General features: G+C 70.8%; 16 protein-coding genes. 15 read left to right on the top strand and 1 reads right to left on the bottom strand.

The genetic code is table 11. The features are described from left to right. Nucleotides 1–114 precede the first annotated feature (114 nt). The 13 genes from pyrH to H5368_RS03630 all read left to right on the top strand — a co-directional run bounded on the left by pyrH (nt 115) and on the right by H5368_RS03630 (nt 13,290). Nucleotides 115–837: a UMP kinase gene (pyrH, locus tag H5368_RS03570; protein ID WP_182821420.1), complete on the top strand. Its 723-nt coding sequence runs from the start codon at nt 115–117 to the stop codon at nt 835–837. Between the two features lie 59 nt (nt 838–896). Next, entirely contained in the window at nt 897–1,856 is a 960-nt protein-coding gene (locus H5368_RS03575) for a cation diffusion facilitator family transporter (protein ID WP_182821422.1), read from the top strand. Between the two features lie 60 nt (nt 1,857–1,916). Then, nucleotides 1,917–2,474, top strand: coding sequence for a ribosome recycling factor (gene frr, locus H5368_RS03580; RefSeq protein ID WP_182821424.1), 558 nt, complete (start codon nt 1,917–1,919; stop codon nt 2,472–2,474). A 10-nt stretch (nt 2,475–2,484) separates the two neighbouring features. Continuing rightward, nucleotides 2,485–3,255, top strand: a complete 771-nt coding sequence (uppS, locus tag H5368_RS03585) for a polyprenyl diphosphate synthase (RefSeq protein ID WP_182821426.1) — start codon at nt 2,485–2,487, stop codon at nt 3,253–3,255. Continuing rightward, the gene (locus H5368_RS03590; protein WP_182821428.1) at nt 3,252–4,076 is read left to right on the top strand and encodes a phosphatidate cytidylyltransferase; all 825 of its coding nucleotides are present in this window, start codon (nt 3,252–3,254) and stop codon (nt 4,074–4,076) included. The genes uppS and H5368_RS03590 overlap by 4 nt, the downstream gene beginning before the upstream one ends. Beyond that, on the top strand, nt 4,061–5,245 hold the full coding sequence (locus H5368_RS03595; RefSeq protein WP_182823724.1) for a 1-deoxy-D-xylulose-5-phosphate reductoisomerase: 1,185 nt from the start codon (nt 4,061–4,063) through the stop codon (nt 5,243–5,245). The genes H5368_RS03590 and H5368_RS03595 overlap by 16 nt, the downstream gene beginning before the upstream one ends. Nucleotides 5,246–5,266: 21 nt before the next feature. Next, nucleotides 5,267–6,622, top strand: a complete 1,356-nt coding sequence (gene rseP, locus H5368_RS03600) for an RIP metalloprotease RseP (RefSeq protein ID WP_182821430.1) — start codon at nt 5,267–5,269, stop codon at nt 6,620–6,622. A 63-nt stretch (nt 6,623–6,685) separates the two neighbouring features. Then, nucleotides 6,686–9,148 carry an outer membrane protein assembly factor BamA gene (bamA, locus tag H5368_RS03605; protein WP_182821433.1) on the top strand — a complete coding sequence of 821 codons (2,463 nt, stop codon included), beginning with the start codon at nt 6,686–6,688 and terminating at the stop codon, nt 9,146–9,148. Nucleotides 9,149–9,161: 13 nt separating this feature from the next. After that, nucleotides 9,162–10,187, top strand: coding sequence for a UDP-3-O-(3-hydroxymyristoyl)glucosamine N-acyltransferase (gene lpxD / locus H5368_RS03610; RefSeq protein ID WP_182821434.1), 1,026 nt, complete (start codon nt 9,162–9,164; stop codon nt 10,185–10,187). Further along, entirely contained in the window at nt 10,184–10,642 is a 459-nt protein-coding gene (fabZ, locus tag H5368_RS03615) for a 3-hydroxyacyl-ACP dehydratase FabZ (protein ID WP_182821436.1), read from the top strand. Before lpxD ends, fabZ begins: the two co-directional genes overlap by 4 nt. Nucleotide 10,643: 1 nt before the next feature. Further along, the gene (gene lpxA / locus H5368_RS03620) at nt 10,644–11,429 is read left to right on the top strand and encodes an acyl-ACP--UDP-N-acetylglucosamine O-acyltransferase (RefSeq protein ID WP_182821438.1); all 786 of its coding nucleotides are present in this window, start codon (nt 10,644–10,646) and stop codon (nt 11,427–11,429) included. Beyond that, nucleotides 11,426–12,619, top strand: a complete 1,194-nt coding sequence (gene lpxB, locus H5368_RS03625; protein ID WP_182821440.1) for a lipid-A-disaccharide synthase — start codon at nt 11,426–11,428, stop codon at nt 12,617–12,619. Before lpxA ends, lpxB begins: the two co-directional genes overlap by 4 nt. After that, nucleotides 12,616–13,290, top strand: a complete 675-nt coding sequence (locus H5368_RS03630; RefSeq protein WP_182821443.1) for a ribonuclease HII — start codon at nt 12,616–12,618, stop codon at nt 13,288–13,290. Before lpxB ends, H5368_RS03630 begins: the two co-directional genes overlap by 4 nt. Before the next feature lie 31 nt (nt 13,291–13,321). Here H5368_RS03630 and H5368_RS03635 read toward each other — a convergent pair whose 3' ends face one another. Continuing rightward, a complete protein-coding gene (locus tag H5368_RS03635) occupies nt 13,322–15,382 on the bottom strand; it encodes a tetratricopeptide repeat protein (RefSeq protein ID WP_182821445.1) in 2,061 nt (686 codons plus the stop codon). Between the two features lie 186 nt (nt 15,383–15,568). Between H5368_RS03635 and H5368_RS03640 the strand changes: the two genes are divergently transcribed. Beyond that, on the top strand, nt 15,569–16,204 hold the full coding sequence (locus tag H5368_RS03640; RefSeq protein WP_182821447.1) for a hypothetical protein: 636 nt from the start codon (nt 15,569–15,571) through the stop codon (nt 16,202–16,204). An 84-nt stretch (nt 16,205–16,288) separates the two neighbouring features. Continuing rightward, a complete protein-coding gene (gene dnaE / locus H5368_RS03645; RefSeq protein ID WP_182821449.1) occupies nt 16,289–19,858 on the top strand; it encodes a DNA polymerase III subunit alpha in 3,570 nt (1,189 codons plus the stop codon). The last annotated feature ends 72 nt before the right edge of the window (nt 19,859–19,930 follow it).

The following is a 19,930-nucleotide window of genomic DNA, read 5'->3' on the forward strand; positions in this document are numbered from 1 at the left end:
CCGTCGTGAAGCAAAGGGGCCGCGGAGCAATCCGCGGCCTTTTTTTGTTGCACGAGCGGCCGCCCGTGTCGCGTGATCGGATAGAATCCACGCCGCTGTCCGCCGGAGTATCCCATGTCCCAACTCGCCTACCGCCGTGTCCTGCTCAAGCTGTCCGGCGAGGCCCTGATGGGCGACGAGGACTACGGCATCGACCCCAAGGTCATCGGCCGCCTGGCGCGCGAGATCATCGAAGCGCAGCAGGCGGGCGCCGAGATCGGCGTGGTGGTCGGCGGCGGCAACATCTTCCGCGGCGCGGGCCTGGCCGCAGGCGGCATGGACCGCGTCACCGGCGACCAGATGGGCATGCTGGCGACGGTGATCAACGCGCTGGCCATGCAGGACGCGCTGGAAAAGCTCGGCGCGCGCGCGCGGGTGATGAGCGCCATCAAGATCAACGACGTGTGCGAGGACTACATCCGCCGCCGCGCCATCCGCCACCTCGAGAAGGGCCGCATCGCGATCTTCGCCGCCGGCACCGGCAACCCGTTCTTCACCACCGACTCCGGCGCCGCGCTGCGCGCGATCGAGATCGGCGCCGACCTGCTGCTCAAGGCCACCAAGGTCGACGGCGTGTACGACGCCGACCCGAAGAAGCACCCCGGCGCAAAGCGCTTCGACCGCCTGACCTATGACGAAGTGCTCAGCCGCGACCTGCAGGTGATGGACACCGCCGCGTTCGCGCTGTGCCGCGACGCCGACATGCCGCTGCGCATCTTCGACATGGAGCAGCCGGGCCAGCTGCTGCGCATCCTGCGCGGCGAGCCGATCGGCACGCTGGTGCAGGGCCGCAGCTGACGCGCAACCAGCCGCCGCTGGAATAGTGTCCGCCCGCGGCGGCTGGCAGGCTCGAATCCATGCACGCCCCACACGACCCCGGCCATCACCATGGCCATGCCCATGGCAGCAGCGACCACCATGGCCCTGCCCCGGGTTCGTCGACGCGCGCCTTCGCCACCGTCACCCTGGTCAACCTCGCCTACACCGTCCTCGAGGCGGGCTACGGGTTCCTGACCAACTCACTGGCGCTGCTGTCCGACGCGCTGCACAACCTCGGCGACGTGCTCGGACTGGCGCTCGCCTGGGGTGCGGCGGCCATGGCCCAATGGCCGGCCACCGAACGCCACACCTACGGCTGGCGACGCGCCACACTGCTCTCGCCGCTGGCCAATGCCACCCTGCTCGTGGGCCTGTCCGGCGCGCTGGCCTGGGAGGCGCTGCGCCGCCTGTCCGCCCCGCCCGAACTCCCCGGCATGACCATCGTGGTCGTCGCCACCATCGGCATCGCGGTCAACCTCGGCAGCGCGCTGCTGGTGCAAGGCGGGCGCGGCCACGACCTCAACCGCCGCGGTGCCTACCTGCACCTGCTGGCCGATGCCGCGATCTCGCTGGCCACGGTGGTGGCCGGCATCGGCATGCTGGCCTGGGGCTGGACCTGGCTGGACCCTGCCACCGCACTCCTGGTCGGCGTGGTGGTCGCGGTCGGCGCGGCGCGGCTGCTGCGCGACAGCTTCGACGCCGCGATGGACGCGGTGCCGACGGGGATCGACCAGGCCGCGGTGCGCACGTTCCTCGCCGCGCAAGCGGGGGTCGACTCGGTGCACCACGTGCACATCTGGTCGCTGGGCGCCGGCGAAGTGGCGATGACCGCGCACCTGGTGCGCCCGTCGGGCGACGACGACGACCGCTTCCTGCATGACCTGGGCGCATCGCTTGCGGCGCGCTTCGGCATCGGCCACGCCACGCTGCAGGTCGAGCGGAGCGGCGCCGCCTGTGGCGGACACGAGCACGACGGCGGCGTTCCGGCGCGCGAGTGAGGCCGCGCGTGTCCCGGCATCGCCTATAATCCGCCGCTTGCTTACCGCAGCGAGGCCACGATGCCCAACCAGATCAAGAAGGACGCGCAGACGCGCATGGCGAAGAGCGTCGAGGCCCTGCGCCACGACCTGGGCAAGGTGCGCACCGGGCGCGCCTCCACCGCGCTGGTCGACCACCTGAGGGTCAACTATTACGGCTCCGACATGCCGCTGACGCAGGTCGCCTCCGTCACGGTCAGCGACGCGCGCACCCTGACCATCACGCCGTGGGAAAAGCCGATGGTCAGTGCCGTGGAGAAGGCGATCCTGGCCTCCGACCTTGGCCTGACGCCCAACACCTCGGGCATGGTCATCCGCATCAACCTGCCGGCGCTGACCGAGGAGCGCCGCCGCGACCTGACCAAGGTCGTGCACAGCGAAGGCGAGAGCGCGAAGGTCGCGATCCGCAACATCCGCCGCGACGCCAACCAGCAGGTCAAGGACATGCTGAAGGAAAAGGCGATCTCCGAGGACGACGAGCGCCGCAGCGAGATCGAGATCCAGAAGATCACCGACGAGGCGATCAAGGACGTCGATGAAGTGGTCAGGGCCAAGGAGCAGGAGCTGATGGCGGTCTGATGGCGGCACGATGAGCGCCACGGCCACATCGCAACCGGTACCGCGCCACGTCGCCGTCATCATGGACGGCAATGGCCGCTGGGCGGCACGTCGCAAGCGCCCGCGCGCCATCGGCCATCGCGCCGGCGCGCGCGCGGTCAACCTGTGCATCGATTTCTGCATCGAGCGCGGCATCCAGGCGCTCACGTTGTTCGCGTTTTCCAGCGAGAACTGGGGCCGTCCCGCCGAAGAGGTCGGGGCGCTGATGAAGCTGTTCCTCAATGCGCTGGAGCGCGAAGTCGGCGAACTGCACCGGCGCGGCGTGCGCGTGCGTTTCATCGGCGAGCGTGGCCGCTTCGACCCGGCCATCGCCGCGCGCATGCAGGCGGCCGAGGCACTGACCGCGGGCAATCGCCGGCTGGCACTGTCGATCGCCGCCAGCTACGGCGGGCGGCAGGACATCGCCCGCGCCGCGCGCGAACTGGCCGTGGAAGTCGCCGCCGGCCGCATGTCGCCGGACGACATCGACGAGGCGGCGCTCGCCGCGCGCCTGGCGCTGGCCGACCTGCCGGCACCCGACCTGTTCATCCGCACCGGCGGCGACCTGCGCATCAGCAATTTCCTGCTGTGGCAGCTGGCCTACACCGAACTGTGGTTCACCGACCTGCTGTGGCCCGACCTCGACGCCGCGACCCTCCAACAGGCGCTCGACGCCTTCGCCAGCCGCGAGCGCCGTTTCGGGCTGACCGGCGACCAGGTGGCCGTGGCCGCCGCACCGACCACGGACACCCCGACGCCATGACCCGCACCCGCCTCCTCGCCGCCTTCATCATGGGGCCGGCCACCATCGCCGCCGTGCTCCTGCTGCCGACCCAGTGGATGGTGCTGCTTGCCGCGATCGTCTTCCTCGCCGGCATGTGGGAGTGGTTCGCGCTGGCCGAGATCGAGGACACGCTGGCGCGCGGCGCGTTGCTGGTGCTCAACCTGCTGTTGATGGTCGCCCTGGCGTGGGCCACCGGCGGGTCGGGCGGCACGATGGTGCTGTTCAAGCTGGCGCTGGTGGTGGGCGTGGTGTGGTGGCTGCTGGCCATGCTGTGGCTGGTGCATTACGACTTCGCGTCCGACCACGACACCAATGCGCGGGTGTTCAAGCTGGCCGCGGCGACGCTGGCGGTGATACCCGCCTGGTGCGCGCTCGCGCTGCTGCACCACGACGGCCCGGGCTGGCTGCTGCTCGCCCTGGCCACCGTCTGGGCCACCGACACCGGCGCGTACTTCGCCGGCCGCGCCTGGGGCAAGCGCAAGCTGGCACCGCGCATCAGTCCCAACAAGACCGTCGCCGGCCTGGTCGGCGGCCTGGCCGTGGGCATCCTGGTCGCCGTGCTCGGTGCGTGGCTGCTGGGCACGTCGCCGGCGCAACTTGCACTGGTGGCGCTGGTGGCGCTGCTGACGGTGCTGTTTTCGGTCGTGGGCGACCTGTTCGAGAGCCTGCTCAAGCGCCATGTCGGCGCCAAGGACTCGGGCAACCTGATCCCCGGCCATGGCGGAATCATGGACCGGCTCGACAGCGTGCTCGCCGCCCTCCCGGTGTTCGCGCTCGGCAAGTTCTGGCTGGGCTTCTGATGCAACGCGTGGCGATCCTCGGCGCGACCGGCTCGATCGGTGCGTCCGCGCTCGACGTCGTGGCGCGCCATCCGGACACGATGCGCGCCAGCGTGCTGGCCGCCGGCAGCAACGTCGCGGCGTTGGTCGCGCTGTGCCGCACGCACCGCCCCGACGACGCGGTGATCGCCGATGACGCAGGCTTTGCCGCGCTGCGCGACGGCCTGGCCGATGCCGGCCTGGCGACGCGCGCGCATGCCGGGGCCGCCGCCATCGACGCGCTCGCCTCGGGCCCGGAGTGCGACACGGTCGTGGCCGCGATCGTCGGTGCCGCCGGCCTCGATTCCACGCTGGCCGCGGCGCGCGCCGGCAAGCGCCTGCTGCTGGCCAACAAGGAATCGCTGGTACTGGCCGGCGAGCTGCTGATGGCCGCGGCCCGCGACGGCGGCGCACGGATCATCCCGATCGACAGCGAGCACAACGCCATCTTCCAGTGCCTGCCCGGCGACGGCGCCGCCGCTGGGGTGCGGCGCATCGTGCTGACCGCCTCCGGCGGGCCGTTCCGCGGGCGCGACCACGCCGCGCTGGCCGATGTCACCCCGGCGCAGGCCGTGGCCCACCCCAAGTGGTCCATGGGCCCGAAGATCTCGGTGGATTCAGCCACGCTCATGAACAAGGGCCTCGAGGTGATCGAGGCCTGCCACCTGTTCGGCCTGGCGCCGGGCCGGGTCGACGTGCTTGTCCACCCGCAGAGCCTGGTGCATTCGCTGGTCGAGTTCATCGACGGCTCCACCCTCGCGCAGCTGGGGCTGCCCGACATGCGCACGGCGCTGGCGGTGGGGTTGGGCTGGCCGGAGCGGGTGCAGTCGGGCGTCGCCGGCCTCGACCTGCTGGCGCATGGCCGGCTCGACTTCGAGGCGCCGGACACCGCCGCCTTCCCCTGCCTCGGCCTCGCCTATGCCGCCCTGGCTGCCGGCGGAACTGCGCCGGCGGTGCTCAATGCCGCCAACGAGATCGCGGTTTCAGCCTTCCTTCAGGGCCGGGTAGGCTTCCTGTCCATTCCCGCGCTGGTCGCGGAGACCCTGGAGGCGCTGCCCGCGCGCGCCGCCGACTCGCTCGACGTACTGCGCGAAGCCGATGGCGAAGCCCGCCGCGTCGCCACCGCCGCCCTGTCCCGCCACCGCGCCTGACGCACACGGATCCGCGCCCCCATGAGTACGTTCCTCGGTTCCGTGTGGTGGATGATCGTCAGCCTTGGCGTGCTGGTGACATTCCACGAATTCGGCCACTACTGGGTGGCGCGCCGCAACGGCGTCAAGGTGCTGCGCTTCTCGATCGGCTTCGGCAAGCCGCTGTGGTCGCGCCGCGGCCGCGACGGCACCGAATACGTCATCGCCGCGCTGCCGCTCGGCGGCTACGTGAAGATGCTCGACGAGCGCGAGGGCGACGTCGACCCGGCCGAGGCCGGGCAGGCCTTCAACCGCAAATCCGTGTGGCGCCGGATCGCCATCGTCGCCGCGGGCCCGCTGGCCAACCTGCTGCTGTGCGTCGCGCTGCTGTGGACGATGTTCGTGATCGGCCGGCCTGATTTCATGCCGGTGCTGGGCCAGGTTTCGGGCATCGCCGCCGAGGCCGGCCTCGCGCCCGGCGACACGGTGCTCTCGGTCGGCGAACGCGCCACGCCGACCTGGAGCGAGGCGGCGATCGCCCTGACGACCGCGGCGATGGACCGTGGCGATCTGGACGTGCGCGTTCGCACCGCCGCCGGCGACGAGGCCACCCGCGCCCTGCGGCTGTCCACCCTGCCCGCCGACATGGACGAGCGCGGCGCGGTCCGCGCGATCGGCCTGGTGCCGCGCAGCCACCTGCTGCCGGCGGTGGTGGGCAGCGTGCGCGAGGACGGCGCCGCCTGGGGCGTGCTGGCCGACGGCGACCGCATCACCGCCATCGACGGCAACCCCGTGGACTCGTTCGACGCGATCGGCCCGCTGGTGCAGGCGCTGGGCGAGCAGGGTGGCACCGGAATGGTCGAGGTGCAGCGCGACGGTGAGCGCCTGGCGCTGGAACTCGCCCCTGCCCTGGCCGAAGTCGAGGGCCGCGAACCCTTCTGGGCGCTCGGCATCACCCCCGATGCCGCCCGGGCGCCGACGCCCGATGCCCTGCTGCGCCATGGTCCGCTGGCCGCGCTGCCGGCCGCGGTCGCCGAGACCGGGCGCCTGGCCAGCGACTCGCTGGGCATGATCCGGCGCCTGCTGACCGGCCGCGCATCGGCGGAAAACGTGTCCGGCCCGATCACCATCGCCCGCTACGCCAACGCTTCGGCGAACCTGGGGCCCGCGTGGTTCCTCAGCTTCCTCGCCCTGCTGTCGCTCAGCCTGGCCATCATCAACCTGCTGCCGATCCCGATCTTGGACGGCGGTCACCTGTTGTATTACCTTATCGAGTTGGTCAAGGGCAGCCCGCTCGGCGAGCGCGCGATGGTTGCCGGCCAGTACGTCGGACTTGCGATGCTCGCCGGCCTGATGGGCCTGGCGTTCTACAACGACATCCTGCAACTGGTGCGCTGACGCCACCCGCAAGACCGCTGCACGACCCGTATACCCCCGAACCGCCACACCCGGACGCATTTGATGACGCGATACCCGAAACGCCGCCTGCTCGCCCTCGCCCTGGCCTCGTCGCTCGCGACCCCGGCCCTGGCCCAGCAGCCGGTCGATCCGCAGGCCGCCTTCGGCATTGCGCCGCCGCCCGCCACGCCGGCAAGTACAGCCGTGTCCCGGGGCGCCTTCACGGTCAGCGACATCCGTGTCGACGGCCTGCAGCGCATCGGCGCCGGCACCGTATTCACGTACCTGCCGATCGAACGTGGCGATACGGTCGACAGCAGCCGCGTCGGCGACGCCATCCGCGCGCTGTACAAGACCGGCTTCTTCGAGGACGTGCGCATCGGCCGCCAGGGCGACATCCTGGTGGTGACGGTGACCGAGCGCCCGGCCATCAACAAGCTCACGCTGGTCGGCAACAAGGACATCAAGACCGAGGACCTGAGCAAGGGCCTGCGCGACATCGGCCTGGCCGAGGGCGAGACCTTCGACCGCCTCGCGCTGGACCGCGTCACCCAGGAACTCACCCGCCAGTACAACAACCGCGGCAAGTACAACGTCGAGATCACGCCGACCGTGTCGACGCTCGACCGCAACCGCGTCGACGTGACCATCAACGTCAAGGAAGGCAAGGCGGCCAAGATCAGCCACATCAACCTGGTCGGCAACGAAACCTTCGACGACGAGGAGCTCACCGACAGCTGGGAGTCCGGCGAGAGCAACTGGCTCAGCTGGTACCGCCGCGACGACCAGTACTCGCGCGAGAAGCTCGAGGGCGACCGCGAGAAGCTGCGCAACTTCTACCTCGACCGCGGCTACGTCGACTTCAGCGAGGACAACATCCAGGTCGCGATCAGCCCCGACCGGCGCGAGATGTACATCACCGCAGGGCTCACCGAGGGCGAGGTGTTCACCGTCGACAAGGTCGAGGTCACCGGCGACACGGTGCTGCCCAAGGAGGACATCGAGAAGCTGGTGCTGATGCAGTCGGGCATGTCGTTCTCGCGCGCGCTCCTCGAGTTCAGCTCCGACCAGATCACCGCCACGCTCAGCAACATCGGCTACGCGTTCGCCCAGGTCAACGTGATCCCCGACATCGACCGCGAGAACCGCAAGGTCTCGATCAACCTGCAGGTGGTGCCGGGGCCGCGCGTCAACGTGCGCCGCATCGTGTTCAAGGGCAACTCGCGCACCTCCGACGAGGTCATGCGCCGCGAGATGCGCCAGTTCGAGGGCGCGTGGTATTCGCAGGCCGCGATCGACCGTTCCAAGGTCCGCCTGCAGCGCCTCGGCTTCTTCGAATCCGGCAGCGTCAACGTCGAGAGCAAGCCGGTCGCCGGCAGCAACGACCTGGTCGACGTGGAGTTCAGCGTCACCGAGACCACGTCGGGCAGCTTCATGTTCGGCCTCGGCTACTCGCAGCTCAGCGGCATGACCACGTCGGTGCAGCTGTCGCAGAACAACTTCCTGGGCAGCGGCAACCGGATCTCGATCGAGGCGCAGCGCAACGTCTACCTGCAGCGCTACTCGTTCTCGTACGTGAACCCCTACTTCACCGATGACGGCCTGTCGCTCGGCTACAACGTCTGGTGGCGCGAATTCGACAACTCCGAGTTCAACACCGCGCAGTACTCGTCGACCAGCCGCGCCGCGCAGGTCATGCTCGGCATCCCGATTTCCGAACACGACAGCTTCTCGGCGATGTTCGGCATCGACAGCAACCAGATCTTCGCATTCCGCGGAAGCTCGCCGCAGTCGATCGTCGATTACATCGATGTCATCGGCCAGCGCACCTTCCACGCCTGGCGCGGCGAGGTGGGCTGGGCCCGCGATACCCGCAACGATTTCCTGCAGCCGAGCCGCGGCACGCTGCAGCGGATCTCGGCCGAGGTCACCCTGCCGGGCTCCACCGCCGAGTACTACAAGCTCAACTACGAGTTTTCCAAGTACTGGCCCATCTCGCGCGCGCTGGTGCTCAACACCCGCGCCGAGATCGGCTACGGCGACAGTTACGGGCCGGCCCGCGAAGGCATCGTCTACGACCCGGACTCGCCCGAGGACACCGACGACCTGCCGCAGCGCCGCAATGCGATCGCGGACGGCCTGCCGTTCTTCGAGAACTTCTACGCCGGTGGTGCGCGCTCGGTACGCGGGTTCCGCGACAACACCCTGGGCCCGCGCGAGTCCGCGTTCGGCAGCAACTACCGCCAGGTCGTCGGCGGCGCGGTGAAGACCATCGGCGCGCTGGAGATGTTCTTCCCCACCCTGCTCGACTCGCCCGCGGCGCGCGTCTCGGCGTTCGTCGACTTCGGCAACGTGTTCAAGGACATGGACGCGTTCGACACCGGCGAACTGCGTTCGTCGGCCGGCGTGGCGCTGATGTGGCGCGCACCGGTCGGGCCGATCTCGATCAGCTACGCGTTCCCGCTGCGCAAGAAGGAAGGCGACGAGATCGAGCGCCTGCAGTTCACCTTCGGCGGCGCGTTCTAACGGCGGGCATCCCATGCACTCGACCACGACCCTGACGGCGGCGGCGCTGGCCGAACGCTTCGGGCTGGTGCTGCGCGGTGACGGCGGGACCGAGGTCGACGCGGTCGCCACGCTGTCCGGTGCCGGCCCGCGGCAGCTTTCGTTCCTGTCCAATCCGCGCTACCGCAGCCAGCTGACAGGCTCCGCGGCAGGCGTGGTGGTGGTGGGCGAGTCGGACGCCGACGGTCTTGACCGCACGCTGCTGGTCGCGCGCGACCCCTACGTCGCGTTCGCGCGCATCGCCGCGCTGTTCGATCCACCACGGGCGCCGCGCCCCGGCGTGCACGCCAGCGCGGTGGTCGGGTCCGGGGCGAAAGTCGATCCCTCCGCCGAGATCGGTCCCTTCGTGGTCATCGGCGAGCGCTCTGTGGTGGGTGCGGGCGCGATCATCGGCGCGGGCTGCGTGATCGGCGAAGACTGCGTGGTGGGCGCGGGCAGCCATCTGGTGGCGCGCGTCACCCTGGTGCGCCGCGTGCGACTGGGCGAGCGCGTGCTGATCCACCCGGGTGCCGTGCTCGGCGCCGACGGTTTCGGCCTGGCGATGGACGGCGGGCGCTGGACCAAGGTGCCGCAGCAGGGCGGCGTGCGCGTCGGCGACGACTGCGAGATCGGCGCCAACACCACCATCGACCGTGGTGCCATCGAAGACACCGTGCTCGAGGAGGACGTGCGCCTCGACAACCAGATCCAGATCGGCCACAACGTCCGCATCGGCGCGCATACCGCGATGGCCGGCTGCGCGGCGGTTGCCGGCAGCGCGGTGATCGGCCGCTACTGCCTGGTCGGTGGTGGCGCCGGCATCCTCGGCCACCTCACCGTCTGCGACCGCGCGATGATCAACGCGATGGCCCTGGTCACCAGTTCGATCGACGCGCCGGGCGAGTATTCTTCCGGCACGCCACTGATGGACACGCGGAGCTGGCGCAAGAGCGCCGCTCGCTTCAGGCAACTCGACGCGCTGGCCCGGCAGGTGCAGCGCCTCGACAAGGAGACACCATGACCCCACCCGCCGTGCAGTTGCCGATCGGCGTCAATGCCATCCGTACCATGCTGCCGCACCGCTATCCGTTCCTGCTGGTCGACCGCGTGGTCGAATTCGAGGCGCACAGGCGCGTCCTCGCCTACAAGAACGTCACGGTGAACGAAGCGTATTTCCAGGGGCACTTCCCCGATCGCCCGGTGATGCCGGGCGTGCTGGTGGTCGAAGCACTGGCGCAGGCCGGCGGCGTGCTCACCCAGCTCTCGCAGGGCGGCACCGCGGAAGGACGCCTGTCGTACCTGGTGAAGATCGACAACGCGCGCTTCTCGCGCATGGTCGAGCCCGGCGACCGCCTCGACCTCGAGGTCACCATCAAGCGCGAGATCCGCAACATGACGCTCTATTGCGGCCTCGCCAGCGTCGACGGCGAACAGGTCGCGTGCGCAGACATCCTGTGCGCCGAGGTCAAGGACTGAGATGGCCGCCACGACGATCCACGCCAGCGCGGTCGTCGATCCTGCTGCGCGGATCGGCGAAGGGGTCACGATCGGCCCGTTCACCTCGATCGGCGCCGACGTCGAGATCGGCGATGGCAGCCGCATCGGCGGCCACTGCAGCATCCAGGGGCCCACCCGCATCGGCCGCGACAACCGTGTCCACGGCCATGCCGCGATCGGCGGCGAGCCGCAGGACAAGAAGTACCGCGGCGAGCGCGTCGAGCTGGTGATCGGCGACCGCAACGTCATCCGCGAGTTCGTGACCATCAGCCGCGGCACCTTGGGCGGTGGCGGCGTCACCCGCATCGGCGACGACAACTGGCTGCTGGCCTACGCGCACGTGGCGCACGACTGCGTGGTCGGCAACCACTGCGTGTTTTCCAACAATGCCACCCTGGCCGGCCATGTCTCGGTCGGTGACCACGTCATCCTCAGCGGCTTCGCCGGGGTGCACCAGTTCTGCCGGGTCGGCGACCATGCCTTCGTGGGCATGGGCGCGTTCGTCAACGGCGACGTCGCGCCCTACCTGATGGTCGCGCAGGACGGCTACGGCCGGCCGCGCGGGATCAACGCCGAGGGCCTGAAGCGCCGCGGGTTCGACGGTGAGCGTATCGCCGCGATCCGCCGCGCCTACCGCGCGGTGTACATGTCCGGCGACAGCCTGGACGACGCGCGCGCCAGGCTCGCGGCGATGGCCGTCGACAGCGACGACGTGCGGCGCATGCTCGACTTCATCGAGGCCGGCGAACGGCCGCTGCTGCGGTGAGCGCGCGCGCGCCGCGCTTCGCGCTGGTGGCCGGCGAGGCCTCGGGCGACCTGCTCGGCGCGGGACTGGTCGACAGCCTGCGGGCGCGTTTCCCGGATGCCGGGTTCGCAGGCGTCGGCGGCGATGCGATGCGCGCCGCCGGCGTCGACACCTGGCACGACGCCGGCGAGCTGGCGGTGATGGGCCTCAGCGAAGTGCTCGCGCACCTGCCGCGGCTGCTGGCGCTGCGACGCGGGCTGCGTGCGCGCCTTGTCGACTGGCGCCCGGACGTGTTCATCGGCATCGATGCGCCCGACTTCAACCTCGGGCTGGAACGCCAGCTCAAGTCCCGTGGCATCCGCACCGTGCATTACGTCAGCCCCTCGGTGTGGGCCTGGCGCCAGGGCCGCGCGGCGAAGATCGGCCGCAGCGCCGACCGCGTGCTGTGCCTGTTCCCGATGGAGCCGGCGATCTACGCCCGCCACGGCGTGGACGCGCGCTTCGTCGGCCACCCGATGGCCGATGCCATGCCGCTCGAACCCGATCGTGCCGCCGCGCGCGCGCGGCTTGGCCTGCCCGGCGGCGCACCGGTCCTGGCCGTACTGCCCGGCTCGCGGCTCGGCGAGATCGGACGCCTCGGCCCCACCTTCCTGGCGGCGGCGACACTGGTCGGGCAGCGCATTCCCGGCCTGCAGGTCCTGGTGCCGGCAGCGAACGCCGCGTGCCGCGGTGCCCTGTCCGCGCTGCTCCCCGATCCGGCCCATATCCTGCCCGCGGTCCACCTGCTGGACGGCCAGGCACGCGACGCGATGTTCGCCGCCGACGTGGTGCTGCTCGCCTCAGGCACCGCGACGCTCGAAACCATGCTGGCCAAGCGGCCGATGGTGGTCGGCTACCGCATCGCGCCGACCACGCATGCGATCGTCAAGGGCCTCGGCCTGCTGAAGGTCGACCGCTACGCGCTGCCCAACGTGCTGGCCGGCGAAACCATCGCGCCCGAACTGATGCAGGACGACTGCACGCCGGAGAAACTGGCGGAGGCGGTGCTGGCCTGGTTCGCCGACCCCGATGCGGTCGCGGCTCTCGCGCCGCGCTACCGCGAACTGCACCTGATGCTGCGCCGCGACGCCTCGCACGAGGCCGCCGGCGCGGTAGCCGAACTCGTCGATCCTCGCCACCACGTCGCCGCGTCCGCAGAGGCGCCGGCATGAGGCAGCGCCCCCCACGCGCCGGCGGCATCACCCGCAGCGATGGGCATGACTGCAGCCTCGCGGCGACCCTGCTGGTCGCGGGCGTCGACGAAGCCGGCCGCGGCCCGCTGGCGGGCCCGGTCGTGGTGGCCGCGGTGGTGTTCGACCCGGCGCGGCCGCGCGTCAACGGACTCGACGACTCCAAGCAGCTGTGCGCATCGCGGCGCGAAACCCTGTATGCGCGCATCGTCGAGCGCGCGCTGGCCTGGCACGTGGTGACGATCGCCGCCTCCGAGATCGACCGGCTCAACATCCACCAGGCGACCATGCTGGGCATGCGCCAGGCCGTCGAAGGCGTCGCCCATGCCGCCGGCTGCGCACGCATCGACGGCAACGCGCTGCCACGCGGACTGCCCTGCCCGGCCGAGGCCTGGGTGGGCGGCGACGCGCGGGACCGCAGCATCATGGCCGCGTCGATCCTCGCCAAGGTCACCCGCGACCGCGCCCTGCAGGCGCTGCATGCGTGCTATCCGCACTACGGCTTCGATGCGCACAAGGGCTATGGCACGCCCGCGCACCTGCAGGCCCTGCGCGCGCACGGCCCCTGCCCCGAGCATCGCAGGAGCTTCGCGCCGGTGCGCGCATCCGAGTCCCGCGACCTGTTCGCGAACCTCGGCGTGTCCGCCCCTTGATTCAGCGGACGCGGCACGCCGGCGCGCGGGATCATTCGCGGAGCTGGCTTGCGCGGATCCGTGCGTCCGAAATCCCTGCTTCGCGCGCGCGTTCGAACTCCTGGCGCGCGGCCTCGCGCAGGCCCAGCATCGCCAGGCTCTCGGCGTTGTAGAGCGCGATCTCCGCGCGATCGCCGGTTTCCGCGGCGCCGGACGTCCGCACCAGGGCAAGTGCCTCGTCACGCTTGCCGAGGTTGGCGCAGTACCAGCCCAGCGCGGCCTGGGCATAGCCGTCTCCCTCGTTGATGCCCAGGTAGCGGCGCACGCGCTGCTCCGCCTCACTGTAGGCCGCCCGCACCTCCGCCGGTGCGGCGCCGCTGGCGCGCAGGCCGTCGGCCAGGTTGCCCCAGTTGATGTAGTCGTCGGGGTCGAGTTCGAGCGCGCGCCGGTACAGCGCGACCGCGCCCTCGTGATCGCCGGCCTGGCCGCGCAGGAGCGCGAAGTTCGCCAGCACGTCGGCGCTGGGCGTGATCGCGATCGACCGCTCGAAGGCGCGTGAAGCCTCGTCGTCCTCGCCCGCCAGCAGGTGCAAGAACCCGAGGGTGTTCCAGTTGCCGGCGTTGTCGGGGTCGAGCTCCAGCGCGCGGCGGTAGGCGCGCCGCGCGTCCCCCAGACGCCCGTCGCGATACGCCTGGTAGCCGATCTCGGCGTGAACCCGCGCGTCCTGCGGCGCCAGCGCCAGCGCCCGGTCGAACTGCCGGCGTGACCCTGCGACATCGCCACGCGCCGCCGCCACCTTGCCGAGGCCGACATGCGCCAGCGCCGCGACCGCCGGTGCGTGGCTGGCGGCGTTGAAATGGACCTCGGCCTTGTCCAGCTCGCCATCCACGCGCAGCAGGTTGCCGAGGGCGAGCGACGCCTCCGGCGGCACCGGCACCATCTCCAGCGCCCGCCTGCAGGCCGCCAGCGCACGCTGGTGGGCCTCGGCATCGTTCCAGTACTCGAAGCGCCGGGTTTCCGTGGTGCACAGCGCCGCCTGTGCGCGGGCGAACCCCGCGTCCTCGGCGAGCGCCGCGCGGAACGCCTCCGCGGCCTGGCCACTGCGTTCGCGGTCGAGCGGGGAGCGCGCGAGTTCCACGCCGCGCAGGTAGGCCTCGAACGCCGCCACGCTGCGCGTCGGCGCGAGGCGCCGCCGCAGCGACTCGCCCTGGCCCGGCACCGCGCCGAGCATGGATTCCACGACCTCGGCGGCGATCGCGCCCTGGGTGTCGAACACTTCCGAAAGCGCGTGTTCATAACTGCGGCTCCACAGCACGTAGCCGGTGCCGGTATCGCTGAGGCGCGCGCTGATGCGCACCCGGTCGCCATCGCGGCGGACGCTGGCGTCGAGCACGGCGCGGACATCGAGCATGCGCCCGAGCTCGCGCACGTCGGCCTTTCGGCGCGGATCCGACGGGTCCATCAGCGCCGCCACCCTGAGGCCCGGCACCGATGCCAGCGCGTCGTGCAACTCCACGGCGAGGCCTTCGGCGAACCATGCATCGGCGGCGCTGCCGCCGACCATCGTGAACGGGCGGAGCGCGATCGTGGCCGCGGCAGGCGACGTGGCCTGGGGCGGGGCGAAGCGCCACCACGCGGTCGTCGCGAGCACGACCAGCATTGCCACCGCCACCACGCGCAGCCAGGGAGACCGGCCCGCGCCACGTTCCTCGGCCAGGTCGTGCACCGCCGAAATTTCCAACGCGGGCATGCCGTCTGAAATATCCGACGCGACGGGCGGTGCCGGGGCGACATCCACTTCCGGATCGCACATGAACCGGTACCCGACCGCGTGCACGGTCTGGATGTAGCGCGGATGCTCCGCATGATCGCCCAGCGCCTTGCGCAGCTGTGCAACCACCCGGTTCAGGACGCCTGGCGTGACATGGCGGTGTCCCCAGACCTGGTCGAGCAGGTCATCGCGCGAAATCGCGTAGCCGGGTTGCGCCAGCAGCACCAGCAGGACCGCGTAGGCCTTGGGTTCCAGCGCCACGGGGTGCCCGCCGCGCACGACCCGGTGTGCGGCGGTGTCGACTTCGACGTCACCGAATCGATAGACGCGTGCGTCATCCACCATGGAAATGCCGGCCCGATAGCGCCCAGCAGCGGGTCCCGGTAAGAACGCCGGAACCGCCCCGGACCGGCAACACCGCATTCCCTCGCATCTCCATCATGGTCCCCGCACGCTTCCGTCAAGCTTCGCGGACGAAACTGCAGCACGCTTGGATCCCGCCAGAAGGCGCTCCATCCGGAGAACGCCATGTACGTCCATCTCGACACTCTTCCGTTGCCCACGGCCGATCCTTCGGGGCGCGCGCGTCGCAACCACATTGCCGGCCGGGTCCCCGACCAGCGCACCATCGCGCGGTTCCAGAGCGTGGCCAGCGCGCTGGCCGGACCGGAGCAGGTCCCGCAGCTCGACGTCATCGCAAGCGCCACGCGCCAGGTCCTCGGACAACAGACGACCAGTTCCAGGCTCGCCGGCATCCGACAGCGGGCGCGCTGCCTGCGGGCCCTGCGGATGCTCGCGCGGGAACCCGCCTGGCAGCTTGACCCCGGCCTCAAGGATCGCATCCGCCTGCTGGAGGACTACGCCAACGGCACCGAGCGCCTGTTGCCGGACGCCGTGCCGGTGGTCGGTGGCCTCGACTACGCATTGCTGGTCGACCTGGCCATGCCGGCGCTGATCGATGAACTCGAGGCCTACCTCGATTTCCGTCGCCTGCGGGTCGAGGAGGCGATCCTGCGCGGCGAACGCCCGCACGGGATCGCGTTCGGACGCGACGAATGGCTGGAGGCGCGCGAGGCCGAGGTGCGGCTGCTGGCGCACATCCTCGAGCGCGGTCGCAGCACCTACCTCGACGAGGCCGGCGCGGCACGGTTCCAGGTCCACTGAGGGCGATCCGCGCGGATCGGGCTGTCAAGCCTTGTCCGCGCGGGAGCGGGCACCTAACCTGCGTGTTGCCACGCCGGTCCCGCGATGTCCCCTCGTTTCGTCCACCTCAACCTGCACAGCGAGTATTCACTCGCCGACTCGACGATCCGCATCCCGGACCTCGTCAAGCGCTGCGTGGCCATGGGCCAGCCATCGGTCGCGGTCACCGACCGCAACAACCTGTTTTCGCTGGTCAAATTCTTCAAGGCCGCCGAAGGCGCCGGCATCAAGCCGATCGCAGGCGCGGACATCAGTGTCGCCGACGGCAACGATGCCCCGGCCACGCTCACCCTGCTCTGCCGCGACCATGACGGCTACCTGGCGCTCTCGCGCCTGCTGACGCGTGCCTGGATGGAAGGCCAGCGCCACGATGGCGTGGTGGTGCGTCCGGAATGGCTGCGCGAGGACCACCGCGGCCTGTTCGCGCTCGCCGGCCGCCACTCCCCGGCCGGACGCCTGGTGGCCGCCGGCAAGCACGACCTGGCCGAAGCCTGGCTGCGCGACTGGCGCGGCGTGCTCGACGACGGCCTGCACCTGCAGCTGGCGCGCTGCGGGTTTGCCGACGAGGCCGCGTTCAACGACTTCGCGCTGTACGCCGCCGCGCCCTGCGGGGTGCCGCTGGTGGCCGGCAACGAGGTGCGCTTCCTCGATGGCGACGGCTTCGACGCGCACGAGGCGCGCGTGTGCATCGCCTCCGGGCGCGCGCTCGACGACCCGCGCCGCCCGCACGAGCACACCGCCGAGCAGTACCTGAAGTCCGCCGACGAGATGGTGGCGCTGTTCACCGACGCGCCCGACGCGATCGACAACGCCGTGGCGCTCGCGCAGCGCTGCAACCTCGAGCTGCGCCTGGGCACGTACTACCTGCCGGCGTTCCCGGTGCCCAGCGACCACACCCTGGATTCGTGGATCCGCAGCGAGGCGCGCGACGGGCTCGACCGGCGCCTGGCCGTGCAGCCGCTGGCGCCCGGCCACGACCGCGCCAGCTACGACGCGCGCCTGGACACCGAGCTCGGCGTCATCGTCTCGATGGGCTTCCCCGGCTACTTCCTGATCGTCGCGGACTTCATCAACTGGGCCAAGGACCACGGCATCCCGGTCGGTCCGGGCCGCGGGTCGGGCGCCGGCTCGCTGGTCGCCTGGGCGTTGGGCATCACCGACCTCGACCCACTGCCCTACGACCTGCTGTTCGAGCGCTTCCTCAACCCCGAACGCGTGTCGATGCCCGACTTCGACATCGACTTCTGCATGGACCGCCGCGACGAGGTGATCGAGTACGTCGCCGCCAAGTACGGCCGCGACCGCGTCAGCCAGATCATCACCTACGGCACCATGGCCGCCAAGGCGGTGGTGCGCGACACCGGCCGCGTGCTCGGCTTCCCATACGGGTTCGTGGACAGCGTCGCCAAGCTGGTGCCGATGACGCTGGGCGTGTCGCTCGCCGATGCACTCGGCCGCACCGAGAAGGGGCGCAAGGACGACGCCTGGCGCTCCGACGAACTCATCGCCCGCTACGGCGACGAGGACGACGTGCGCGACCTCATCGACCTCGCCCTGCAGCTCGAGGACCTGACGCGCAACGCCGGCAAGCACGCCGGCGGCGTGGTGATCGCGCCGTCGCCGCTGTCCGACTTCTGCCCGCTGTATGCCGAACACGACGGCGACGGCCGCGGCCGCAACCCGGTCACCCAGTTCGACAAGGACGACGTGGAAAGCGTGGGGCTGGTGAAGTTCGACTTCCTCGGCCTGCGCACGCTGACGATCATCGACTGGGCGGTGAAGGCGATCAACGCGCGCGCGCGGACCGGCGCGGAGCCGTCGGCCGCGCCGCTCGACATCACCAAGCTCGCGCTCGACGACAAGGCCACCTACGAGCTGTTCGCGCGCGGCGAGACGGTGGCGGTGTTCCAGTTCGAATCGCGCGGCATGCGCGAGCTCCTCAAGCGCGCCAGGCCAGACGTGTTCGAGGACATCATCGCGCTGGCCGCGCTGTTCCGCCCCGGCCCGCTGGGCTCGGGGATGGACAAGGACTGGGTGGACCGGAAGCACGGCAACGCCGTGGTCAGGTATCCGCATCCGTCGCTGGAAACGGTGCTCAAGCCGACCTACGGGGTGATCGTCTACCAGGAACAGGTGATGCAGATCGCCCAGGTCCTGGCCGGCTACTCGCTGGGCGGCGCCGACCTGCTGCGCCGCGCGATGGGCAAGAAGAACGCCGCGGAGATGGCCAAGGAGCGCGCCAAGTTCGAATCCGGCGCCGCCGGCAACGGCGTCGACCCGAAGGTGGCGACGCAGATCTTCGACCTGATGGAAAAGTTCGCCGAGTACGGCTTCAACAAGTCGCACTCGGCCGCCTACGCGCTGGTCGCCTACCAGACCGCGTGGCTGAAGGTGCACCACCCGGCCGAATTCATGGCGGCGGTGCTGTCGTCGGACATGGACAACACCGACAAGGTGGTCATGTTCCTCGACGAGGCGCGCAAGCTCGGACTCGACGTGCAGCCGCCGGACGTCAACGCCTCGGGCTACATGTTCCAGGCCATGGACGGCGTCACGCTGCGCTACGGGCTGGGCGCGGTGAAGGGCGTCGGCCAGGGTGCCTGCGAGGCGATCGCGGAGGAGCGGCGCAGGGGCGGACCGTACGCGGACCTGCTCGATTTCTGCCGCCGCGTGGAATCCGCGCGCCTCAACCGGCGCACGCTGGAGGCGCTGGTCAACGCCGGCGCGCTCGACGCGCTCGGCCTCAACCGCGCCTCGCTCACGCTGCAGCTGCCCGAGGTGCTGAAGGCGACCGAACAGCTCGCGCGCGAACGCGAGGCCGGGCAGGCCTCGCTGTTCGGCGGGTTCGCCGAGCCGCAGGCGGCGGCGCGCATCGAGCTGCGCGAAACCGCGGAATGGCCGCTACAGCAGAGGCTTGCCGGCGAACGCGAGACGCTCGGCCATTACCTCAGCGGCCATCCGCTCGACCCCTGCCGCGAGGAACTCAGGGCGCTGGTCGGCTGCGACCTCGGCCAGCTCGATGCGCTGTGGGAATCGGCTGCATCGACGCGCGGCGGCGGCAAGGACGGGGGGCGCGGCGGCTGGCGCCAGGAGGTCACGGTGGTGGTCGCCGGCCAGGTCGCGGGCATGCGCAAGCGCGGCGAGTCGCAGGCGTTCGTGCACATCGAGGACGGGCGCGGGCGGCTGGAATGCGCGTTCTTCTCGGACGCCTGGTTCGAGAATGCGGCGCTGCTCACGCGCGACCGCATCGTGATCGTGGAAGGCGGGTTGCGGGAAGACGAGTTCAGCGGCGGGTTTTCGCTGCGCGCACGCCGCGCCTGGGATTTCCAGCAGGTCTGCGAGCAGGCCGCGCAGCGCATGTCGCTGCGCCTGGACCTGCGCGTGGCAGGCGTCCTGGAACGCGTCGAAGCGCTGTTCGCGCGCCACCGTCCGGGATCCACGCCACTGCGCTACGACCTGCTGCTGGCCAGCGGCGCGGCCGGCAGCCTCGACGTGAACGGCGCGCAGTCGGTGCGCGTGGACCCGACCATGGTCGGCGAACTGCGTGCGCAGCCCGGTGTCAAGGCGGTGCGCGTGGCGGTCGGCGCCAGGCCCTGGTCGCAACCGGCGCCGTAGTCGCGACCGCACGCCGGGGTACGGCCTTCGCGGGCGCCGTCGGCTAGACTGGCCGCTTTCCCGTGCCAAGAC

This window comes from Luteimonas sp. MC1782, from assembly GCF_014164605.1.
Classification (GTDB): domain Bacteria; phylum Pseudomonadota; class Gammaproteobacteria; order Xanthomonadales; family Xanthomonadaceae; genus Luteimonas.